Raw genomic sequence first — 20998 nt, 5'->3', positions numbered from 1 at the left:
CCAAAAAATCGGAAACCTGGCTTATTCTCTTTCTTTTTTGAGTTCCGACTTTTCCATGCCCCTCATTCGGCCTACCGGAACGGAAGATTTTCCCCGTATCTGGGAGATCTTCCGTCGTGTGGTCGAGGAAGGGGAGAGCTATCCACAGGACGAACCGTGGCTCACCCGGCAACGAGTTTGGGATATGTGGTTTGGAGAGGGGGTGCGGAGCTTTGTGGCCGTGGAAAAAGGAGATGTTCTGGGAGCATATGGGCTTCGAGCCAACCAGCCCGGCAGGGGAAGCCACGTAGCCAACGCCTTTTTCATCGTCGACCCGGCCTACCGAAGGCAAGGCATTGGCCGGGCAATGGCACTTCATGCGCTCGGCGAGGCGCGCAGGATGGGCTACGAGGCCATGCAATTTAACTTTGTGGTTAGCACCAACACACCCGCCGTGCGACTATGGAAAAGCCTCGGTTTTCGCGTCGTGGGGGTTATCCCGAACGCTTTTCGGCACAAAGAAAAGGGACTGGTCGACGTTTGGATCATGTACCGGAGCCTGCAAGACCTCGATTTACCCCCAACCTAGTGGCGTTTCCTAAAGCCACTTTTGGGAGGGCAGGGAGGACCACTAGTGGTTGTGGAGTGTTTTCGGCCAAAAACAGTCTTTCCCGTCCGGCTGCAAAAGAAGAGCATCCCATCGCTCTCTCTGGGCCTGCGTTTTTCTTCACAGGCTTTGTTGGGATTCCCCAGCTTCCAGCCAGTTTCGCCCAACGCCCACGTGAACCTCAATCGGAATGCCTAGATCCAAAGCTTCTCGCATCTCCTTGACCACCCAGGGTAAAAGATTCTCCCTCTCTTCTGACCAGACATCCAAGAGAAGTTCATCATGAACTTGGAGAATCAATCGGGTCCGGGCACCTTGACGTTCTAATCCCTGATGCACCCGGATCATCGCCAGTTTGATGAGATCCGCCGCCGTTCCTTGAATGGGAGCGTTAATCGCATTGCGCTCAGCTGCGTGACGCACCGTTTGATTAGCCGAGCCAATATCCGGAAGGTACCTCCTTCGACCTGTCACCGTCTCCACATAGCCGTGTTCCCGGCAAAACTCGAGGGTCCGCTCAATATAGGTCCGGACCCCCGGGTACTGATTGAAGTACTGGTTAATGATCTCGGCCGCTTCGGTTTTTGCAATGCCAAGCCTCTGGGCTAGCCCAAAGGGAGAAATGCCGTACATGATCCCAAAATTGACCATTTTCGCAGTACGCCGCATGGCGGGGGTCACCTCCTCGACACCCACGCCAAAGATCCGAGAGGCAGTGGCCCGGTGGATGTCGGTCCCGCTCAAAAACGCTTCCCGCAGGCCCGGATCCCCAGAAAGGGCGGCCATGATCCGTAACTCAATCTGCGAGTAGTCAGCAGAAGCCAACACGTAACCCGGTCCCCTGGGAACAAAGGCCTTGCGGATTTCTTTTCCTTTTTCGGTACGAACGGGAATGTTTTGGAGGTTAGGGTTCTCGCACTGCAAACGACCGGTGGCTGTGACCGCCTGATTCCATGTGCAGTGAATCCGCCCAGTTTGGGGAAAAATCCATGTGGGGAGAGTATCGACATAGGTGTTTTTCAATTTTACCAGCGAGCGATATTCCAGGATTTTGGCAACGATCGGGTAGCGTGACGCCAGCTTAACAAGTTCTGCCTCCCCGGTTGCGTACTGCCCGGTCGGGGTCTTTTTGCCGCTCCCCTCCAACCCAAGCCGTTCGAAGAGAACTTCCCCAAGCTGTTTGGGAGAATTAAGATTAAAAGGGATCCCGGCCAGCTCCCAGATCTCCTCTGTTATACGGGCGAGCTCTGCTTGCAGAAGCGCGCCATAGTCCTCCAGGGCATTGACATCAATGGTAACGCCCGTTATTTCCATCGCAACCAGCACGGGAACCAAGGGACACTCAATCTCATAGAAGACCCGTTCCTGCTTGCGTGCACGAATCTCTCGTTCCAACTGCTGGCGAAGTGCCCAAAGGAGCTGAAGTTTTTCTCCCGCCTGGCGAGCGCGCTCTTGGAGCCCTTGTTTTTCCGGCGACTCCGCACCCGTTATCCGAACCCCAAGGGTTGCCGCGACCAAGCTCTCCCAATCATGCCGGGCTTCCGGTTCCAGCACGTAGTGGGCAAGAAGCGTATCAAAAAAGGGTCCCGAGAGGTCCTTGCCCTGCCAGCGCAAGACTGAAAGAAAAAATTTCATATTATGGCCGATCTTTTCAACGGTGGGATCCGCCAAGAGGGGAGCCAGTTTCTCCCACCACGCTCCCGCGGATCCCTCTTGGGCCAACGCCACATACCAGGCCTCACCTCGTCGAACGGAAAAGCCAAGCGCCAAAAGCCGAGCTTTTTTGGGATCAGGCGAGTCGACTTCCCAATGCAAGGCAAGCGCGGAGGGTTTGTCCAAGCTTTGAAAAAAAAGGCTCCAATCCGCTTCCTTCTCCAAAAGATGACACTCCGGCGCTCTCTCCTCCCCTTGGGCGGCCAGGTAGAGAGGCCGTTCTGCCGGAAGCTCAAACTCAAGCTGGGGAAAAGACGGTCTCGTTCTCGCAGGGGGACTCTCCTCCCCAAAGAGCCGCTTGGCCAGGCTGTGAAACTCTAGCCGCGTAAAAATCTCCTTTACACGCTCCCAGTCCGGCTCCCGGACCTCCAATTCCTTCCAATCCACAGCCAGGGGAACATCACAGTGGATGGTTACTAGGCGCTTGCTTACACGCGCTTGCTCCTGCCCTTCCCGGAGCCTCTGCCCGAGTTTCCCTTCGATTGCCGCAAGATGTGCCAAAAGATTCTCCAGGCTACCGAACCGGGAAATGAGAGCAGAAGCCGTTTTTTCGCCAATACCCGGCACCCCGGGGATATTGTCGGAACTGTCCCCAACCAGAGCGAGGATATCAACCAGCTGGTCCGGTCTTTGAATCCCCCATCGCTTGCAGACCTCTGACACTCCCCAGATTTCTGCCGAGTCCCCCATCCGAGCAGGCCGGTACCAAAAGATCCGGTCGGAAACCAGTTGCGCGAGATCCTTATCGGGACTCACAAGAAAGACGTAAAAACCCTCCCTCTCGGCTCGTTTTGCCAAGGTTCCCATTAGATCATCCGCCTCAAACCCCGGATACCGTAGAACTGGGATCCGAAAAGCTTCTAACAGCAAGAAGATGTAAGGAAGTGCCTGGGAAAGATCCTCGGGCATTTCTTGGCGCGTCGCCTTGTAGGCCTGGTATTGCTCGTGGCGCAGAGTAGGACCCTCCGTATCAAAAGCGGCGCAGAGGTGAGTAGGTTTCTCCTTCTTGAGGAGTTGGAGGAGCGTGTTGGTAAACCCAAACACAGCTGAGGTGTTTAACCCAGAGGAGGTCCGAACCGGGCGGCTTAAAAAAACAAAGTGCGCCCGGTAGGCAAGAGCCATACCGTCTAAAAGGAAAAGCCTGCGTTGCTCGCAGTCGCTCAATGTTGACCTAACTCTAGCCACCTTGACCGGGTTAGCCAACGAAAGTATGCCCAAAAGGGCCCAAGCCCTTCCCAACGCTGCGAAAACGAGAAGGTCTTACGATAGACCGAGCTCTGCAGCGCGCTTCTCTTTGCCTTTTGGGTCAACCTGGCTGCCCCGGTCTTTCTTTGACCCAACCAGGACCTGCAAAAAAAGCTCGGCCCACCTGCTGGTCTCCAAGGCCCTCGGGGAAACCTTGACAGAGAGTCCAAGTTTCTTCTTTTTCGTAGTAAACATGTTTCTTGTTGCCGCCAGCCACCGAAACCAAAACCCAAGGGTGGAGGAATCTTGGGCAAAGTCAGGTGAAGTTCATCAATCTAACGCGCGCTAACGAGATCGGGGCCAATTCATACCTCTTGGATTTTGGCACGGACGGCTGCCTCCTTTTGGATGCGGGGATGCACCCGCGGCTGGAAGGCGAAGAGGCAACCCCCAACTTGAAACTCCTAGCTGGTTACCCCCTTCAAGCCGTTCTCCTAAGCCATGCCCATCATGACCATATCGGGGCACTACCCTTGGTCCTTCGCCTCCAACCGGAAGCAAAAGTTTTTGCCACAGAGGCCACGGCCCATATTGCCGAGGCTCTTTTGCATAACTCCGTAGAAGTCATGCTCAAACAGCGAGCCGCACGCAATATCACATCCTATCCCCTCTATACCCATCGGGAGGTCGACCAATGCCTTCAACGATTTGAGATTTGCCAGCCAGGCAAGGAATGGTCCTTGGACGGGCTTCCTCATCCGCGACAGGAATCTCTCACCTTTCGTTACCACCCGGCCGGACATGTTCTGGGGGCCGTGGGGATTGAAATTCACCATCGGGGCCGATCGATTTTCTACACCGGGGACGTGAGCTTTCAAGACCAGACGCTCATGCCGCAGGCATCGTTCCCAACCCGAGCAATGGACGTTCTCATTGTCGAGACGACGCGGGGCTCCCAAACCATGCCCAACGGGGCCACTCGAGAGTCGGAGCTGGAACGGTTGGCCGTTTCCATCGAAGCCACCTTTGCCCGGGGAGGGAGTGTACTCATCCCCGTCTTTGCCCTGGGAAAGACGCAGGAACTTTTGGCCGCCCTTTACTTTCTTCGAAAGGAGCAACGGATCCGCCGTTGCCCGATTGTCATCAGCGGGCTGGGGAAAAGTTTATCGTCGATCTACGATCGCTTAGCGCGCCGTTCCTTTCGACTCCATCCCGGGCTTCGTCTTTTGGCGGACATTGAGCCGCAGATCATGGACCCTAGAAAACCCGTGGAATTCCCGCCGAAAAACCGGCCTAAAATCTACCTCATTTCTTCTGGGATGCTGACCGAGAATACCCCCTCGTATCTGGTGGCGCGAAGACTTCTGGCTCGGGAAGAACATAGCATTTACTTTGTAGGGTATACAGACCCAGATTCCCCCGCGGGTCGTCTCCTGGCCACCCCCCGAGGCTCCTCCGTCGTTCTTCATGAGGAGGCAGGGGAAGAACCCGTTCTGTGCGAGGTGAACCGTTTCGATCTAACCGCGCATGCCCAACGGGAAGATCTTTTGCATTTTATCCTGTGCTGCCGTCCCAGGATCTGCGTGCTGGTCCACGGTGATCCACCTTCCCTAGAATGGTTTGCCCACCAATTGGGAACCCTTTGTCCCGGGATGAAAGTGGTTATTCCTCCGCCAGGAGAACCCGTCGAGCTGTAACCCCTAAAAAAGAGACAACCAGTCCCCTACCAGGGAGGATCGTCCGAGACGCCGGCCGAACAGCCCCGCCGACGATTGGCGCGGGGCGTTTCACCGGCAAAGCCCCCGTCGCGGCCAGTCCCGCCTTTTCGGCGACATAAGTGCGGGAGGCCCTCCATTGCCTCCCGAGGAGGGCATGCGCGGGAGACGCCCTTTTTTGAGTCTCTTGTGAACCCCGCCATAGGAAAACGACCATACATGCTTCGTCGGATTGCTTGCGGGTAAGGCCAAGCTGACATGATGGCCATTGCGAATCGGCACGACTACCTCTGCCACAGATGGGCGTTCGGAGAGACCCAATCCTCTCCGGCCGACGTCACGCGACCGCGCGCTCGTAAGAACTCGTACCCCGACGACGCGCCTAGTTGACCGCATCCATCCCAGACGTCTAGGGCCGGTCGACTTCGATGAGCTTGAGTCGCGCGCGAAACGAAGCCGACTTCACCCCGGTGATCTCCTTGGCCTTGGCGAAGGAAAAGAGCCAAGCGGGCCCGAACGGGATCCACCGACTCGGAGTTTGAGCTTCCTCTTGGGGAGATCCCATCGTTCGATTCCAAGGGGCTTGCCCGATTTTAGCAAAGACCCAAGCAATCGTTTGGCACACAGTAGCAACGTTCGCTTTGGCCTTTTCCTCGCTTTTCCCCTGGAGATTGAGTCCGATCGCGGGGATTCTCACGAGATTGCCCAAGGGGTCCTCCCCTTGACGCTTGGCCATTACCCGCCACCCCTGGTTTGCTCCCGCACGAACCGCTAGCTTAAGCTGGGATCCCTGCGGCTTCGGGACGAGTTTACCCCCTTCTAGGATTCTCCCGGTCACCATCCCGCCGGCGGAAAGAGCCTGGAGGATCACCTTTTGGCCGTAGGTGAAACGCAGGCCTTGAAAAACCAGGGATTGGCTCCGGCTCCCCCATCCTTCCGGTAGCCGCAACCGAAAAACCCGATAGGTTCCTGTCCGGGGATACCCTGGCTTGGCAGGATGGATTACCAGGGGTCTTGTCCTCCGACCCGAGCAGAAAGAACTCAGTCCTCCGCTCCGCCTGCCCATTTTTCTTCCAGTCCGCATGGGTTGGCGCATCGGTTTTCTTCGAAGAAACATTTTTTACGGGAAGAGGCGGCGGGAACCCAAAGAGAGACGCAGCCGCTGGGGACTCCTCTTCGGCCAGGGGCGCAGGGAGTTTCGTCCCGAGGATGGTCAGGCGGCTTTTCTCGGGCAAAACGCCCGATCCCGGCATCTTTTGCTTGAGCTTGCGGATCACCTTTCCGCTCTTCCGAATCCCGCTCCTTAGCTTCCCTCCATGAGCTTGGGCCGCCGTTGGCGGCTCAAACCCGTTTTTCCCCCGAGCTTGGACCCGGCGGCTAGAGAACTCTTGCGGGATCCAGCCAAACCGTGGCAGGAACGATCGCTTACGCTTCTTCATCGAAATACGGACCCGCATGTGGCAGAAAAAAACTTCGCTCCACCCACTCGGAGAGCGCCGCATAGGTGTTACGAGGCGAAACCCTCTTCCAGTATGAGCCTCAAACGTCTCCCTCCTGTGAAATGGAGAGCCTCCTTATGCGATTGCTTCGAGCGCCTTCTTTGCGCGGTTCCGCGCGGATCTCTTTCCGTACCGGCTGGCACACAACGAAACGCTGACCGCATATGGGCCACGCACGATATCGTCAGTCCTTTCATTCGGACCCCCCCACCAGGATAGATCTACTCTACGCACCCAATGCCTCCTCGGGCTACTCGGAACCGAGGCCCATCAGCCGGTCGAGCTACTCGACCAGGACGACGAAAACCTTTGGATCATAGACCTGCCCAACGACCCCTCTGCGATGGCCCTTCATCCCGGAGCCGACCTCGTTGACGGCCTTAACGATCCGCAACGGTTTGTTGGAGAAGCCAACTCGGGAGAACCCAAGCCCATTGTCTCCCGCAATCCGCTGTTGGATCGACGCTCGACACCCGCGCGTGAAGAGCGACATGATCGGGTGCTGCCGCCTCCGCAGGCACCATTACGGTCCCGGTCAGTAACTTTTCTCTCCGGCAAGAGGCAAACATCCCTCCTTCCAGATCCGCCAAGCCGTCTTGTCACCAACATCCTGCCGCTAGGCCCACGCAGTGAACTTCAGTTGGAGATGCTAGCGTGAAGGGCTTTAGGTGTTCCTATCTTTTTTCGCTCTTGGCAACCCGCTATGGACTCTTCTGGGATAGAGGGAGGACCTTGGATGGCGGAATCTCCAAAAGCCACAGGCAGTACGCGGTAAGCTTGGCTCCACGAAACCTTCGCCAAACCTGGCCCAAGGCGTTTGCCCGAAAAAAATCCTTGCAAAGGAGACGAGGGAGAACCGCCTCGCAGTCCTCCGTGATATAGAGAGCACGCCGGATACGTGCCGGATCGTAACTCGGCCAAAAGAAAAACTGGTCCCGAGGCCGGGAACTGGGTGCCACATAAACCGGGGGATGACCGGGGAGGTAGAAAGCCAGCTCACTTGCCAACCCTGCGTTACTGGCAATGCAAACTTGAGACCGGGTCGCTTGCTGGACCTGATCCACCTTTTGCGCAAGGTCTCTCCAACCCCGAACCCGCATGCGAGGGTCATGCGCAGGAGCTACCCCCAAAGGAAGCGTGGTATGGAGAAGACCCGTTTCCAGGAAAGCCGTAAGAAAAAGGATTCCGACGAAAGCGCGCAGACCCCACCTTCCCATCCGCCATAACCGATGACAAAAAGAACCCAAAAGCAAGATGCCCGCTATGTCCGCGGTGGCCGTCCAATTGCCCTTGGCCGCCTGGTTGAAACTCAAAAAAGCATAAAAAAGAAAGACCGGGAGAAATAACCAAACGAGATACGAGGTCTTGGGACAGACAGGCAGTTTCCGCAACCCATCTGCCACCGCACAGAGCATCCCCAGCCAAACCACTGGAGATAAAGCAAGGGCTTGTTCCATTAGAAACGACATCCATTCCTTTCCACTCCACTGCCAAGGCCGATCCAAGGAGCCGCGGGAAAGGAGATGACCTATGCCAGCCCACTGGTGCGTGCCATTCCAGTAACAAACAGGTGCCAGTGCAAGAATCACCGGGAGCCCAATCCAGATCCAACGGCCGTCCCGCAAAAGCGACCGCTTGGAGGGCGTGATCACGAGGTAGAAAACCCAACAGAGAAGCTCCAAGAGATTGACATATTTTGCCAAAAACCCAAGACCCACGGCCAGTCCCGACGCTAGCCAAAAGCCCCACCCCGGCCCATGGATTGCCTTCCAAAAGGATCGGGCTCCCCATGCCCAAAAGAAAACGGACAAGGGATCAATGGTCATCAGCACCGATCCAACCGCAAAGAGAGGGATCCCCGCAGCCAGCGTAAGCGACCACAGAGCTTCGGATTGTCCCAAAAGTTCCTGCGCCATCCGGTAGAGCTGCCATCCTGTGCCCAGAGAAAGAAGGACAGCTGGCCAGCGAATCCCTAGTTCGGTGTCCCCTCCAAGGAGGCGCCCAAGAAAGATCGTCCAAGCCACCCCGGGTCCCTTGCTATAGTAACTCCAGTCTAGCCTGTGGGACCATAACCAGTAATAGGCCTCATCCGGAACAAGTTCCAACCGCGATGCCATCCATAACCGCACGCTTCCGACCCCCAAAAAGAAAATCCCAAGAATGAGCCCGCGAAGGGGGGGAGCTTCCCAGCTTCCCAAAGCCGGCCTATGGCATAGCTTGCCCATACTGGCGATTGGCTTCCGCACTTTTCCCGCAAGACGCGCCCCGGCTGCCAGGGTTTGCGAAATCCAACTGGGCCGGTGAGCCTCCACCGCTTTTCTTTTTTTCGGTCAAGCGGATCCCTCTAACCAAGATTCTTTCCTGCAACAAAAAGTTTTTTTGGCGGGTTATTCCCAAAAATCCCAAAAGGGAATTCTTTTCCTGGTTTTTTCTGCCCCGCTCGTCTTCCTTTCTCCCGGTTCTGGAAAACGCAAGGGGTATCCCTCTAGATAGCTCCCAACCCAAAAAAGCCCGTTAGCGACTCTGGTGCGCTCTCCATTTGGCTAGCTCCAGGGGACAGTTTTACGCGCAGGTAAGGCAAGTGTTTTTTTTGCTCCCTCCCAACCGAAGCCTTTGGAAAAAAGAGATTTCTCACCGGCTTTCATTCACAAGTTCCTACGTTGGTTTCCCAAAAAAAGAGTGATCCGGACTCGCTTCCCGTCCTCTCGCGAGGAAACACTCCCCCACGCAAAGTGCCATCTCTTCCAGTCCTCCAGATGATCCCCGGGCTTTCCGAAGCACTTCTTTCCTCTCAGAGGGATAGCCTCGGCTTTCCTTACCCGAGGGGTGCCAGAGCCTTTTAGCGCACTTCCTTTCGATACCACCGGACCAGCTCTTCTCCCTCGCGTCCTGGATACGACCGGCCCGGAAGCCACTCCTTTTCGAGCCAAAACAAGGCACCAAAAAGCTGGTCTAGCTCCGGGGGCGAAAACCCGTATGGGGGAGGCTGGGACGAACCCACCAAAAAGAAAACGCCAACCAAAGAGCCGCCCGGCTTAAGGACCCGGTGGACCGCATGCACGTAGTGCTGGCGATCCTCGGGCTGGAGCGCACAAAGACACGTGTGCTCCCAAACATAGTCAAAAGTATCATTCCAGGAAGGAGGGAGAGAAAAAAGATCCAACTCATAAAAGATTGCCTTGGGGGTTTTCGTAAAAGACCGAGCGCGCGCAATGGCTTCGGTCGAAAAATCGATCCCGACCGCCTCCAACCCAGCAGCCGCTAGAAAGCGGACATCATGCCCGGTCCCACATCCTGGCACCAGCACTCGACCCTTCCATGGGTAAAGCTCCAGCACTTCTTCCAGCGGTGGAGCGTGGGAGCCGCGATCCCATGGATGATCCCCCGCTCGATAGCGTTCATCCCAGTAGGATGGATCTCGTAAGAACTTTCCCATCTTCCGGTTCCTTCCGGGGACTTTGCCCGCATCCCTTCGCTTTTGCGTCCCATGGGCTAACTCCTAAAACGTTATTCCGCCAAGCCGGAAAACCTTCCCCTGGCTCCCTTTTTTGAAGCTCCCAAGATGAAAGCTTTTCTCTTGGCCAGGGTTACCACTCCCGTGTCCCCAAACGGAGCTCCTGCTTGAGTTCCTATCGCCCGCCTCCCACTAGGAGTCTAACTCCTTTTTTGCCCAGAAGCCAAATGGCAGTTATCTCTTCTTTGCCCAGGCAGTAACGACGGCCGAGCGGCTTGTCACCCAAGGGTGTCAACCTTAGGGCCAAAGCTAGAAGGTTTGCGAGCCATCTGGCTTGGGGAGCTGGGCAGGGAACCTCTCCCTTGGTTGCCTTTTCTCGTTCCCCTCTCCTCCCGCTTACCCCAGAGAGATGCTTGCGTCGAAGCGATCAGGGAAACCGGCCAGTAATCTCTATGGGGAAAAGCTCCTTCGACCAAAAGAGCGGCGCCGGCAAAAAGGGCCCGCAGGCAAGCCTCTTGGGATGGGCAGGAATGGATGCAGAGACCCTCAGGGATACCCGGGCAAACGGCATAGGATTGGACATAGCCCTAGTTGACGAAACCCGTCATCCAAGCCAGTCTAATGGGTAAGACCATGGCCCCATTCCTCCTCCGGTGGTTTATCCTGACGGTGGCCGTTTTTGTGGCCGCTCACATCCGCTTCCTAGGGATTACCTACGACCACTGGAGTTCCCTTCTGGCGGCTGCCCTTATCCTGGGCATTACCAATGCTCTACTCAAACCGATCCTTGTCGTTGTAAGCTTGCCCCTCGTTCTCCTTACATTTGGACTTTTCCTTCTTGTTATTAACGCCTTTTTGCTCTACTTGGTCGGAGCCCTAGTGGCCGGTTTCCATGTCCCCGGTTTCCTTTCAGCACTCGGAGGGGCCATCGTCATAAGCCTTGTGCGTGTGATCTTAGAATCTTGGATTGCCGTAGCGTAGGGTAAAGCCGAATCGTAGCCCAATCCTCACCGGGCTTTGTTCCCCAAGGAAACCAGTTGTGAGAAGAGACTCATCCCAAACGCTGCGCTGGCGCAGAAAAGGGAGCCGATCCACAGCGCTTTCGGAGCCCCGAACGTATGGGCAAACCATCCCCCGAGCAGGTTCCCGAAAGGGAAAAGACCTTGATAAAGAAAGACATACACGCCCAGGAGCCTCCCGCGCAGCTCGTCAGGAGCAATCTTCTGGACGCAGATGTTGCAAGAGGAATGGAAAAGCACTAACCCGAAACCTGCCACCGAAAGAGCGCCGGCGCTTAAGGGAAGCAAGCGCGATTCTGCGAAGATGGGGAGCGCCAGGCAAAAAAGCGTGATTCCCAATCGAGAAAATCGTCGAGCCAGCTCAAAGGAGCCGTGCCGGGCCGTTACGAGAGCCCCCAAAAGGGCTCCCAAACCGTTGAAAGAAACCAAAAGGCCCAGTTCTTTTGCCCCACCCGCTAGAATGGCCCCGGCAAAGTACGGGAGAAGGGTTGAGTAAAACCATCCAAAGAGCGAGACGACCGCCAGTACCCCCAAAGGCTCAAGAGCTTCTCTTCCCTCTCGGAAAAGGAACCCCAAAGCTTCCGGTAGCCCAGTCCTGCCTTCTTGGGTGCACTCCGACGGAAGGCCCTCCGCCTGCATCGCAACCAGACACGCCCAGGCTACGACAAAGGAGCCGGCGTTGGCATAGAAACAGCTGGCCGTTCCCCAGGTTGCCACAAGCCAGCCGCCGAGAGCCGGCCCTAGCAACCGGGCTCCATTAAATAGGGACGAATTGAGTGCCACAGCATTGGGAAGATCCTCTCGGCCGACGAGTTCAATGAGAAAAGCCTGCCGCGTTGGAGTTTCCAAAGCACGCGCGATCCCTCCGGCAAAGGAAAGGATCGCCACAAGCCAAGGGGTGACAAGCTTACAGGAAATCGAAAGTCCCAATCCCAATGCGATGGCTGCACTCCATACTTGGATCCACACAAGCAACGCCCGTTTGGGAACTCGGTCGGCAATCGTGCCGGCCCAGAGGGAAAAAAGAAAGAAAGGAAAGCTTGCGCAAAAGCCAACCAGGCCGAGCCAAAAGCTGGAATGGGTCAGCTGGAACACCAGCCAACCCTGGGCAACCGACTGCATCCAGGTGCCAATGAAGGAAATGGCTTGACCGGCAAAATACAACTGGAAATCCCTATGACGGAGAGCACGAAGGGTCAGAGGCAAGCTCATGAAAGGAGTCGTTTTGTAAGCCTACCGGAAGCTTGCGTCCAAGACGAAACGCAAGTAGACTAAGCTGCCAAAACAAGGTAACAACTCATGGCTGCAACCCGTTCGCTTATGCTTCCGTTGGGGACTCCTTGCCCGGACTTTGCTCTACCCGACCCAAGCGGCAAGATCGTCCGGAGGGATGACTTTCAAGGGGCTCCCGCTCTTTTGGTCATGTTTCTGTGCAACCATTGTCCCTACGTGAAACATATCCGCCACCATCTGGCGGAGTTTTGCCGGAACTACCAGAAACGCGGGGTAGCCATCGTGGGGATTAACTCCAACGATCCCCAGCGTTACCCTGAGGATAGCCCAGAACGGATGGCCGAAGAGATCAAGCTTGTCGGTTATCCCTTCCCCTACCTCTTCGATGAGTCTCAAGAAGTGGCCAAAGCGTTTCGGGCAGCCTGCACGCCAGACTTTTTCCTTTTTGACCAGGATCGAAAGCTTGTCTACCGGGGACAATACGACGACAGCCGGCCGGGTAATGGAATTCCCGTTACCGGGCACGACCTAGCAAGGGCGATCGACGCTCTTTTGGAAGGACGACCCATTCCCCAGGATCAAAAGCCTAGCCTTGGATGCAGTATCAAGTGGAAGCCAGGTAACGAGCCGGACTACCTCTAGATTACAGTTCTGGAAACGTGCCAGCTTCTTTTCTTGCGTTCTTTTCTTTTTGGTCCCTGCTCTCTTCCCAGCACTCCCCACAGTTCTGGGAGAGCAACCCTTTTGGCCCTACCCGGTTCCCTCGGAAGGAAAGCCGTACCTCCCTGCGTTTTTCGTGGCAGGCGTGACGCAAACGTGACAGCACTTTTCTCTTCTCGTACCCCTCCCACCGATCCATTCTGGTACAAGGATGCGATTATCTACGAGCTCCACGTGAGGGCCTTTTTCGATTCCAACGGCGATGGAATCGGCGATTTTCCGGGACTTACCTCTAAAGTGGACTACCTAGAAAAACTGGGAGTTACGGCAGTCTGGCTTTTACCTTTCTACCCGTCCCCGTTGAAAGACGACGGATACGACATTTCCGACTACACCAATGTGCATCCTGCCTACGGAACGCTCCGGGATTTCCAACGGTTTCTCGAGGAAGCTCACAAGCGCGGTATCCGCGTGATCACCGAGCTTGTCCTTAACCACACCTCCGATCAGCATCCCTGGTTTCAACGAGCGCGTCACGCCCGGCCCGGGTCCCGGTGGCGGGAGTTTTATGTGTGGAGCGAAACGCCGGAGCGCTACCGGGACGCACGGATCATCTTCCAAGACTTTGAGACTTCCAACTGGACTTGGGACCCGCTGGCCAAAGCTTACTATTGGCACCGCTTTTACTCCCATCAACCCGACCTCAATTACGAAAATCCCGAGGTTCGGCGTGAGATCCTCAAAGTGATCGATTTCTGGTTAGGGATGGGGGTGGACGGCCTACGGCTCGATGCAGTTCCCTACCTTTTTGAAAAGGAGGGGACCACCTGCGAAAACCTCCCGGAAACGCACGCGTTTCTCAAGGAAATCCGGGCCTTTGTAGACCGCAAGTATCCCGGAAGGATGCTCCTGGCCGAGGCTAACCAGTGGCCGGAAGATGCCGTGGCTTACTTTGGCCAGGGGGATGAATGCCACATGGCGTTCCATTTCCCGCTGATGCCCAGGCTCTACATTGCCCTCCAGTCCGAAGAGCGCTACCCCATCGTGAATATCCTCGAGCAAACTCCAGCCATTCCGGACAATTGCCAATGGGCCATTTTTCTGCGCAACCATGACGAACTCACCCTAGAGATGGTGACCGATGAGGAAAGGGACTACATGTATCGAGTTTATGCTCGGGAAGGGAGAGCGCGGTTGAATTTGGGGATTCGCAGGCGGCTGGCTCCCTTACTTGGGAATAATCGCAAGAAAATTGAGCTCCTCTTTACGCTTCTTTTCTCCCTTCCGGGGACTCCCATCCTCTACTACGGGGATGAAATTGGAATGGGTGATAATATGTACTTGGGAGATCGGAACGGAGTCCGAACCCCCATGCAATGGAGCGGGGAAACCAATGCTGGATTCTCCACGGCTAATCCCCAAAAGCTCTACTTACCCGTTGTCATCGACCCTGAATACCACTACCAAGCTGTTAATGTAGAACTCCAAGAGCGGAACACCTCTTCGCTTTTGTGGTGGGTCCGCCGAACGATCGACATGCGCAAGCGTTTGCGGGCTCTGGCTCGGGGATCCCTGCGGCTTGTTTTTGTGGATAATCCCAAGGTGCTCGCCTTTACCCGCGAATGGGAGGGACAGATCGTGCTTGTGGTCCTTAATCTTTCGAGGTTTTCCCAGCTGGCCCGCCTTGACCTCAGAGAATGGGCTGGAATGACCCCCATCGAGCCTTTTGGTCGAACGGTTCTCCCCCCAATACGGACCGACGACCCCCTGACCTTCCTCATGGGGCCCTACGATCACTTCTGGCTTCTCCTCAGCCAGACGACCGAACCCGTCGTCCATCTTAAGGATTCCGTGCGCCCCTTGGTCCTTGTCGAACGTCCCACTGCCGAGTACTGGGAGTCGGAAACCGGAAGAAGGGTTCTTGCCCAACTTCTGCCCGATTATCTCCCCTCCGTTCTTGGTCGCCTTGCACCTAGTGCAGCGATCACGGACGTTTCGGTCTGGGATTACATTGAAATGGAGCCGGTCAGGAGAGCTGACTCGATCTTCTGGCTTTTTGTCTCGACCAACTTGTCCGAGGGAAGTCCCATGGTTCTGGCCCTCCCGCTTTTTGTTGCCGAAGCAGATGCAGCGCGCCAACTTCTCCTCCTCTATCCGGAATCGGTTCTGGTTCGATACCAGGCCGGCCAGTGGGAAGGAGTGCTGGCCGACATTCGTCGGTATCCGGGTTCCTGGGATCTCATTCTGGACTTTGTTGCCGGAAGAAGGAGAGCGTCCGGCCATCATGGTTTTCTTTGTGGGAGAGCCTCCCGGGAAAGCGAAGAACTACGCCGGCAAGGACAGTTGCCTCCCCACACCAAGCTCATCGAAACGGAGCCTGCCTGCGTGAGGGTCATTTATGGCCAGCGCTTCCTTTTAAAACTCTACAGAATCCTGGGAGAGGGAGAAGATCCCGATGCGGAAATGGTGCGTTACTTGAGCGAAAAATGTAGATTTCCGCACGTACCGCAGTACATGGGAGCTCTGGAATATCATCGAGAGGATGGCGCGCGCTCTTTGGTAGCTCTCCTTCTTGAACATGTCACTTCCGAACAGGATGCCTGGAAGCTCACAATCGGGGTTGTCGAACGGTACCTGGAGCACGTGCTCGAGGTTCGACCTCCTGTGGACCCGCTAGCCCTTTGGAAAGAGCCCATCGCTCAATGGCCGGCCTCGGTCCGGGAACTCGTGGACGAAATTTTCCTTGGGAATCTCCGTCTTCTGGCAGACCGGACCGCACAAATGCACTTGGCTTTGGGACAGGAGTCAGACGATCCTGACTTTAACCCCGAACCCTTCACTCCTCTCTACCAGCGCTCGCTATTCCAATCGGGGCTCGAATTACTCGCAGAGGTCAATCGTCTTTTTAAAGAAAGAACTTCCTCGCTTCCGCCTGCCCTCCGAGACGAAGCCCCTCGCTGGGGTGGGATCTATAGCCGGCTAAAAACGCTCTTGGGAGCCATTGTGAATCGAAAACTTTCCGGCGCAAAAATTCGAGTTCATGGAGATTACCAACTGGAAAAAGTTCTGTATACGGGAAAGGATTTCGTCATTACTGACTTTGAAGGGGATCCCTTCCGGCCTGCGAGCGAACGGCGACTCAAACGGCCCGCCCTACGCGATGCCGCCACGATGCTCCAGTCGCTCCGGTTTGCAGCCTTCTCCTCCCTTCGCTATTCAGGAGTGGCACCTGTGGCCGAGTTTCCCTATCTTTCCGACTGGATCCATCTTTGGTATAAGTACACCAGTACGGTCTTTCTGGAGAGCTATTATGCACGGATCGGGCCCGCTTCCTTTCTCCCGACTGACCCGGCGGATCGGGATGTCCTTTTGCAATTCTGCCTGATCGAACGAGCCCTGGGAGAATTGATCCGGGACGTGGAACTTGAGCATGACCGGGTAGCGTTTTCGTTCTACGCGCTCAAACTCCTTTCTCTAGGCCCCGAAACCCTACCACCTCCCATCCCCTCATAGTTAGCGATGAGCTGGCCTTCTTATGAACCGCTGACCGAATATGATATCTATCTCTTCCGCCAGGGGTGCCATTATCGCATCTATCGAAAAATGGGCGCCCACTTGGCCCTCCGCGACGGCTCCCTAGGGACCTCTTTCCGTGTTTGGGCACCCAATGCGCGGTACGTTTCGGTCATCGGCAACTTCAATGGTTGGAATCCCAAAAAAAATCCCTTGGAACGCCGGAGCGATGAATCGGGAATCTGGGAAGGTTTCCTTCCAGGAGTCGATAAGGGAGCCCTTTACAAGTACTATATCGAACCCGAACGGGGAGGTGCTCCTCTAGAAAAGGCCGATCCCTTTGCCTTTTTTGCAGAAAAACCTCCGTGTAGTGCGTCGGTCGTCTGGGATCTCCACTATGATTGGCACGACCACGAGTGGATGGAAAAACGCTCTCAACGAAACGCGCTCGATGCACCCTGGTCAATCTACGAAGTTCATTTAGGTTCCTGGCGACGAGTCCCCGAAGAAGGGTATCGCTGGCTCACATACAGGGAATTGGCCCCGCTCCTTGCCGAGTATGTGACGCGGCTTGGATACACTCATGTTGAATTTCTCCCGATCATGGAACACCCCTATTATCCCTCCTGGGGATACCAGGTTACCGGATACTACGCTCCGACGGCTCGCTACGGTACTCCCCAGGATTTCATGTACTTGATCGATTACCTTCACCAGCACGGTATTGGCGTCATCCTCGACTGGGTTCCCTCTCACTTTGCTACCGACGGGCACGGGTTAGGTCTTTTTGATGGAACCCATCTATACGAACATGCGGATCCCCGCCAAGGATATCACCCGGACTGGGGAAGCTATATTTTCAACTATGGGCGAAACGAAGTTCGAGCTTTTCTCATTAGTAACGCCTGCTTTTGGTTCGAGCAGTATCATGTGGATGCCCTGCGAATTGATGCGGTTGCTTCCATGCTCTATCTCGACTACTCCCGGAAACCGGGAGAATGGATTCCTAATATCTATGGGGGAAATGAAAACCTCGAAGCCATCGCATTTCTCCGGACTCTTAATGAGGAAGTCTATCGCTCGTTTCCGCATGTCCAGATGATTGCCGAGGAATCCACCGCCTATCCTATGGTGTCCCGGCCCACCTATCTCGGAGGGTTGGGTTTTGGGATGAAATGGAACATGGGGTGGATGCATGATACCCTATGGTACTTTTCGCTGGACCCGATTTACCGGAAGTATCACCAGCACTGCTTAACCTTTAGTGCGTGGTATGCCTTTCATGAAAACTTTATCCTTCCTCTTTCCCACGATGAAGTGGTCCATGGCAAAGGATCACTTCTTTCCAAGATGCCGGGGACACCCCAAGAAAAGTTCGCCAATCTCCGTGCCCTTCTGGGGTATATGTACTTTTTCCCAGGCCATAAACTTCTTTTCATGGGGGGTGAATTTGGCCAATGGGGCGAATGGAACCAGGATCATAGCTTGGAATGGCACCTTTTGGAATACGTGCCCCACCAAGAACTTTTGCGATGGGTGTGCGAGCTGAATCGCTTGTATCGAACGGAAAGAGCCTTGCACGAGGAAAACTTCCATCCCCGAGGATTTGCATGGATCGATTTTTCCGATTGGCAACAAAGCATTATTAGTTTCCTCCGGCGGTCGCGCGACGGGAAAGAATTGATTCTGGTCGTTCTCAATCTGACACCCGTACCCCGGTTCCATTATCTCGTGGGAGCCCCAGCTGGCGGTTATTGGAAAGAAATTGCCAATAGCGACGCGAGCTACTTCGGTGGTTCGGGACTCGGTAACTTGGGCGGCGTGGAAGCAGGTTTGCTTGCCTGGGCCGGCCAGCCTTTTTCCCTATGCTTGACCTTGCCTCCTCTTTCTCTGGTCGCCTTTAAAAAGGAGTTATCCCATCCACAATAGATACCTCCCTTGAAAAGGCTGGGGAATGGAACGACTGCCGCCCGCCAAACCGGAAAGCAAAACGAGCTTATCCGTTTCTTTCCACAAAGCGCCCTACTGAAAGAGCTCTTTTTTTCCACTATCCCCTCGGAAGGCGAATCTCGGTGGATCGTGGATTTGCTCGTTTGGGCACACCTGTTCCTAAAACCTTGAAACACTTTCTAGCCAGATTCAAGCCCCTCCAAGGCTTCGCCAGGGGCTCCCGTTTTTTGGGAGAGAGCATTTTCGCGTTTGACCGGGAAAAAACCCTGGATGACCCCGCGGAAAGGGGAGCCTTTTCGGCCAGTACTTTTCCAATAAAAAAGAAGCCAAGCGGCAAGGCTTTCGCGAGGCGGTTGTCAGGGAGCTACGGAAGGTTTTCCAGAAGCCCCATAGCTAATCAGGTAGATCCGCCCGGAAGCGTCGTCGCTAAAAACTACTCCCTTACCCGGGAGAACGGCCAAGCCTGTCGGCCTTCCCCAGGCAATCGGCCTATCTGCATCTAAAAGGAAGCCTGTAAGAAAATCCTCATACCATCCCAAGGGCCGTCCCTCCGGGGCAAAGGGAACAAAGACAATCTTATATCCCGTAGCCACCGTGCGATTCCATGAACCGTGGAAACTGACAAAAGCACCATTTTGGTATCGCGGAGGGAAGAGGGTCTCGGTAGCCGCAAAGGCAAGGCCCAGCGGAGCGGAATGAGCCTGAAAAAGAATCTCGGGGGTTTTCGTTTGGGACACAAGGGTATGGAGCTTAGGACCGAAAATCTCAATCCTTGGATCCCTTAGGTGAGACGAGAGGTAGACAGCGGGCCATCCATAGAACTCGCCCGGATGAAGACAGGCCATGTAGTCCGGGACAAGATCATCCCCTAGCCCATCCCTTTCATTGACCACACACCAAAGTTCCCTGGTCACTGGATGGAAGGCAAGCCCCACGGGATTGCGAATCCCTCGGACCCAGACCTTCGGTGGGGATCCATTCAAAGGGACCTGCAAAACCGTGGCTCGAGGTGATCTCTCCCACCCAACATTGCCGGCCGAACCGATTCCCACATATAACGCCGTCCCATCCGGCGAGAGGACAAGGCTTCGAGTCCAGTGCCCGCCTCCCGGATAAACGGCCAGCACGGAACCCTTTCCTTTGAGAAAGGTCTGACCCGGCTCGTAGGGAAACCGCAAAAGCCGGTCGGTACATGCCACATAAAACCAGTGCTCGTCCCAAGCCATGCCAAAAGGCTCCCGCAACCCGATTCCTTCGGGAGCAAAAAGGTGGCGACGGATCCCAGTAGAGCGGCCGGCTTCCAGTTCCAAAAGCCAAATACGACCAGAATAGCTCTCGGCAACGAACAAGCTCCCGTTTGGCCCCGGTACAATCCAACGAGGGGAATCCAAGCCATCGGCCAGCACGGTTAGCTGGAAACCTTGAGGCAAATGCAAAACCGGATCCTTCGGGGGAGGAACAATGCGCGGGTACTTTTCCGCGCTCGCCGTTTGGTAGGGACGAGGGAGATCCTCTAGCCGGATCCGGATCGGCTGGGGGACTAGCGTCTCTACCCGAATGGCCGCGTGCACCGTAGAGACGGCAATCCAAAAGGAAGCCACTAAACGCAGCCACATGGACCCAGAAGCGTTACTCGGTTCCAACCTTGCCTTGGCAGGGAGGGGAGATGGCCGGTTCGTGCGCCCGCGCTACCTCTTCGCCAAACTCGCTCAACGGATCAGGGTTTCCTTTTTCCAAAGCCCTAGCTTGAAACTGGCGACGCGAAAGCCAGAGAACTCCTAAAAGGTCGATGGTCGCCTTCCAGGCGCGTCGAAAAGGCCGGACTTTGCTCTTGCCAAAGCGCCGAGGCCGGTGATGGACGGGGAGTTCCGCGACACGAAATCCCATGGCCACAGCCAGAGAAGGAATAAACCGGTGCATTCCATCCCAACCTGGAAGCCGTACGGCAAGCTCACGGCGAAGTACTTTAAGGGAGCACCCTGTATCCCGGGTCTGATCCTTAAGGAGAAAGGAACGGACGCAGTTGGCGATTTTCGAAGTAAACCTGCGGGTCCAGGAATCGAATCGTCTCTGGCGAAAGCCCGTTACAAGATGGACCTCTTCCCGGGCCAGTGTTTCGAGCAAGCGGGGGAGATCAGCCGGGTCGTTCTGAAGATCCGCGTCCATGAGCCCGATGACCATCCCGCGGGCTTGCTGGATTCCAAAGTAGATGGCTGCACTTTGACCGGAATGACGATCAAGATCGATCCACCGGATGGGAAAGCGCGGCGTAGTGGCCGGACGATCGAAAAAGTCCGTGCTCCCATCATTCACTAGGAGAATCTCGGCCGAAATCCCTAAATCTCCCAACACCAGGTCCAGCTCCGTAATGAGCAAGCCCAGGTTTTCCGCCTCGTTGTAGAAGGGAATGACGATCGAAAGAAACGGCCGGGGAGGATGCATCCCTTTGAAGCTCTCCAAGTTCGTTCTCT

At 55.6% G+C, this 20998-nt stretch carries 15 protein-coding genes; 7 read left to right on the top strand and 8 right to left on the bottom strand.

The features are described from left to right. Positions 1-37: 37 nt before the first annotated feature. Positions 38-568 (top strand): GNAT family N-acetyltransferase, encoded by a 531-nt coding sequence (locus KK925_RS09670; protein ID WP_214096472.1) that lies wholly within the window; start codon positions 38-40, stop codon positions 566-568. Between the two features lie 138 nt (positions 569-706). Here KK925_RS09670 and polA read toward each other — a convergent pair whose 3' ends face one another. Beyond that, complete coding sequence (gene polA / locus KK925_RS09665) at positions 707-3463, bottom strand: DNA polymerase I (protein WP_174582459.1); 2757 nt, start codon at positions 3461-3463, stop codon at positions 707-709. A gap of 341 nt (positions 3464-3804) precedes the next feature. Between polA and KK925_RS09660 the strand changes: the two genes are divergently transcribed. Continuing rightward, complete coding sequence (locus KK925_RS09660; protein ID WP_174582458.1) at positions 3805-5181, top strand: MBL fold metallo-hydrolase; 1377 nt, start codon at positions 3805-3807, stop codon at positions 5179-5181. Positions 5182-5608: 427 nt separating this feature from the next. Here KK925_RS09660 and KK925_RS09655 read toward each other — a convergent pair whose 3' ends face one another. Then, positions 5609-6265, bottom strand: a complete 657-nt coding sequence (locus KK925_RS09655) for a hypothetical protein (protein WP_174582457.1) — start codon at positions 6263-6265, stop codon at positions 5609-5611. 16 nt (positions 6266-6281) lie between these two features. On the opposite strand from KK925_RS09655, the gene KK925_RS09650 reads away from it, so the two are divergent. Beyond that, positions 6282-6506 carry a hypothetical protein gene (locus KK925_RS09650; protein WP_174582456.1) on the top strand — a complete coding sequence of 75 codons (225 nt, stop codon included), beginning with the start codon at positions 6282-6284 and terminating at the stop codon, positions 6504-6506. A gap of 475 nt (positions 6507-6981) precedes the next feature. On the opposite strand, the gene KK925_RS09645 is transcribed toward KK925_RS09650, so the two are convergent. The 3 genes from KK925_RS09645 to KK925_RS09635 all read right to left on the bottom strand — a co-directional run bounded on the left by KK925_RS09645 (position 6982) and on the right by KK925_RS09635 (position 10134). Continuing rightward, positions 6982-7191, bottom strand: coding sequence for a hypothetical protein (locus KK925_RS09645; protein WP_214096471.1), 210 nt, complete (start codon positions 7189-7191; stop codon positions 6982-6984). Between the two features lie 208 nt (positions 7192-7399). Continuing rightward, complete coding sequence (locus KK925_RS09640; RefSeq protein WP_174582455.1) at positions 7400-9010, bottom strand: ArnT family glycosyltransferase; 1611 nt, start codon at positions 9008-9010, stop codon at positions 7400-7402. Between the two features lie 527 nt (positions 9011-9537). Next, positions 9538-10134, bottom strand: coding sequence for a methyltransferase domain-containing protein (locus tag KK925_RS09635; protein WP_174582454.1), 597 nt, complete (start codon positions 10132-10134; stop codon positions 9538-9540). Positions 10135-10785: 651 nt separating this feature from the next. Here KK925_RS09635 and KK925_RS09630 point away from each other — a divergent pair. Beyond that, complete coding sequence (locus KK925_RS09630; RefSeq protein WP_174582453.1) at positions 10786-11133, top strand: phage holin family protein; 348 nt, start codon at positions 10786-10788, stop codon at positions 11131-11133. Between the two features lie 26 nt (positions 11134-11159). Here the strand turns inward: KK925_RS09630 and KK925_RS09625 are convergent, their stop codons facing one another. Beyond that, complete coding sequence (locus KK925_RS09625; RefSeq protein ID WP_174582452.1) at positions 11160-12383, bottom strand: MFS transporter; 1224 nt, start codon at positions 12381-12383, stop codon at positions 11160-11162. 87 nt (positions 12384-12470) lie between these two features. Between KK925_RS09625 and KK925_RS09620 the strand changes: the two genes are divergently transcribed. From KK925_RS09620 to glgB, 3 genes are all read left to right on the top strand, one after another. Next, the gene (locus tag KK925_RS09620; protein ID WP_174582451.1) at positions 12471-13046 is read left to right on the top strand and encodes a thioredoxin family protein; all 576 of its coding nucleotides are present in this window, start codon (positions 12471-12473) and stop codon (positions 13044-13046) included. Positions 13047-13220: 174 nt separating this feature from the next. Further along, positions 13221-16577 carry a maltose alpha-D-glucosyltransferase gene (treS, locus tag KK925_RS09615; protein ID WP_174582450.1) on the top strand — a complete coding sequence of 1119 codons (3357 nt, stop codon included), beginning with the start codon at positions 13221-13223 and terminating at the stop codon, positions 16575-16577. 6 nt (positions 16578-16583) lie between these two features. Next, positions 16584-18506, top strand: coding sequence for a 1,4-alpha-glucan branching protein GlgB (gene glgB, locus KK925_RS09610; RefSeq protein ID WP_174582449.1), 1923 nt, complete (start codon positions 16584-16586; stop codon positions 18504-18506). A 377-nt stretch (positions 18507-18883) separates the two neighbouring features. Here the strand turns inward: glgB and KK925_RS09605 are convergent, their stop codons facing one another. Then, on the bottom strand, positions 18884-20143 hold the full coding sequence (locus KK925_RS09605; RefSeq protein ID WP_174582448.1) for a PQQ-dependent sugar dehydrogenase: 1260 nt from the start codon (positions 20141-20143) through the stop codon (positions 18884-18886). 13 nt (positions 20144-20156) lie between these two features. Next, complete coding sequence (locus KK925_RS09600; protein ID WP_236027910.1) at positions 20157-20987, bottom strand: glycosyltransferase family 2 protein; 831 nt, start codon at positions 20985-20987, stop codon at positions 20157-20159. Positions 20988-20998: the final 11 nt, after the last annotated feature.

This window comes from Candidatus Methylacidithermus pantelleriae, assembly GCF_905250085.1.
GTDB lineage: Bacteria > Verrucomicrobiota > Verrucomicrobiia > Methylacidiphilales > Methylacidiphilaceae > Methylacidithermus > Methylacidithermus pantelleriae.
The sequence above is the reverse complement of the archived record's forward strand: the minus strand, read 5'-3'. Positions and strand labels throughout refer to the sequence as shown.

Excerpts from the sequence above, each read along its gene's own strand:
- KK925_RS09625 (WP_174582452.1), bottom strand. The coding sequence starts at position 12,383 with ATGAGCTTGCCTCTGACCCTTCGTGCTCTCCGTCATAGGGATTTCCAG.
- KK925_RS09645 (WP_214096471.1), bottom strand. The coding sequence starts at position 7,191 with ATGTCGCTCTTCACGCGCGGGTGTCGAGCGTCGATCCAACAGCGGATT.
- KK925_RS09630 (WP_174582453.1), top strand. The coding sequence starts at position 10,786 with ATGGCCCCATTCCTCCTCCGGTGGTTTATCCTGACGGTGGCCGTTTTT.
- KK925_RS09655 (WP_174582457.1), bottom strand. The coding sequence starts at position 6,265 with ATGGGCAGGCGGAGCGGAGGACTGAGTTCTTTCTGCTCGGGTCGGAGG.
- KK925_RS09605 (WP_174582448.1), bottom strand. The coding sequence starts at position 20,143 with ATGTGGCTGCGTTTAGTGGCTTCCTTTTGGATTGCCGTCTCTACGGTG.
- KK925_RS09620 (WP_174582451.1), top strand. The coding sequence starts at position 12,471 with ATGGCTGCAACCCGTTCGCTTATGCTTCCGTTGGGGACTCCTTGCCCG.
- KK925_RS09635 (WP_174582454.1), bottom strand. The coding sequence starts at position 10,134 with ATGGGAAAGTTCTTACGAGATCCATCCTACTGGGATGAACGCTATCGA.
- glgB (WP_174582449.1), top strand. The coding sequence starts at position 16,584 with ATGAGCTGGCCTTCTTATGAACCGCTGACCGAATATGATATCTATCTC.
- KK925_RS09650 (WP_174582456.1), top strand. The coding sequence starts at position 6,282 with ATGGGTTGGCGCATCGGTTTTCTTCGAAGAAACATTTTTTACGGGAAG.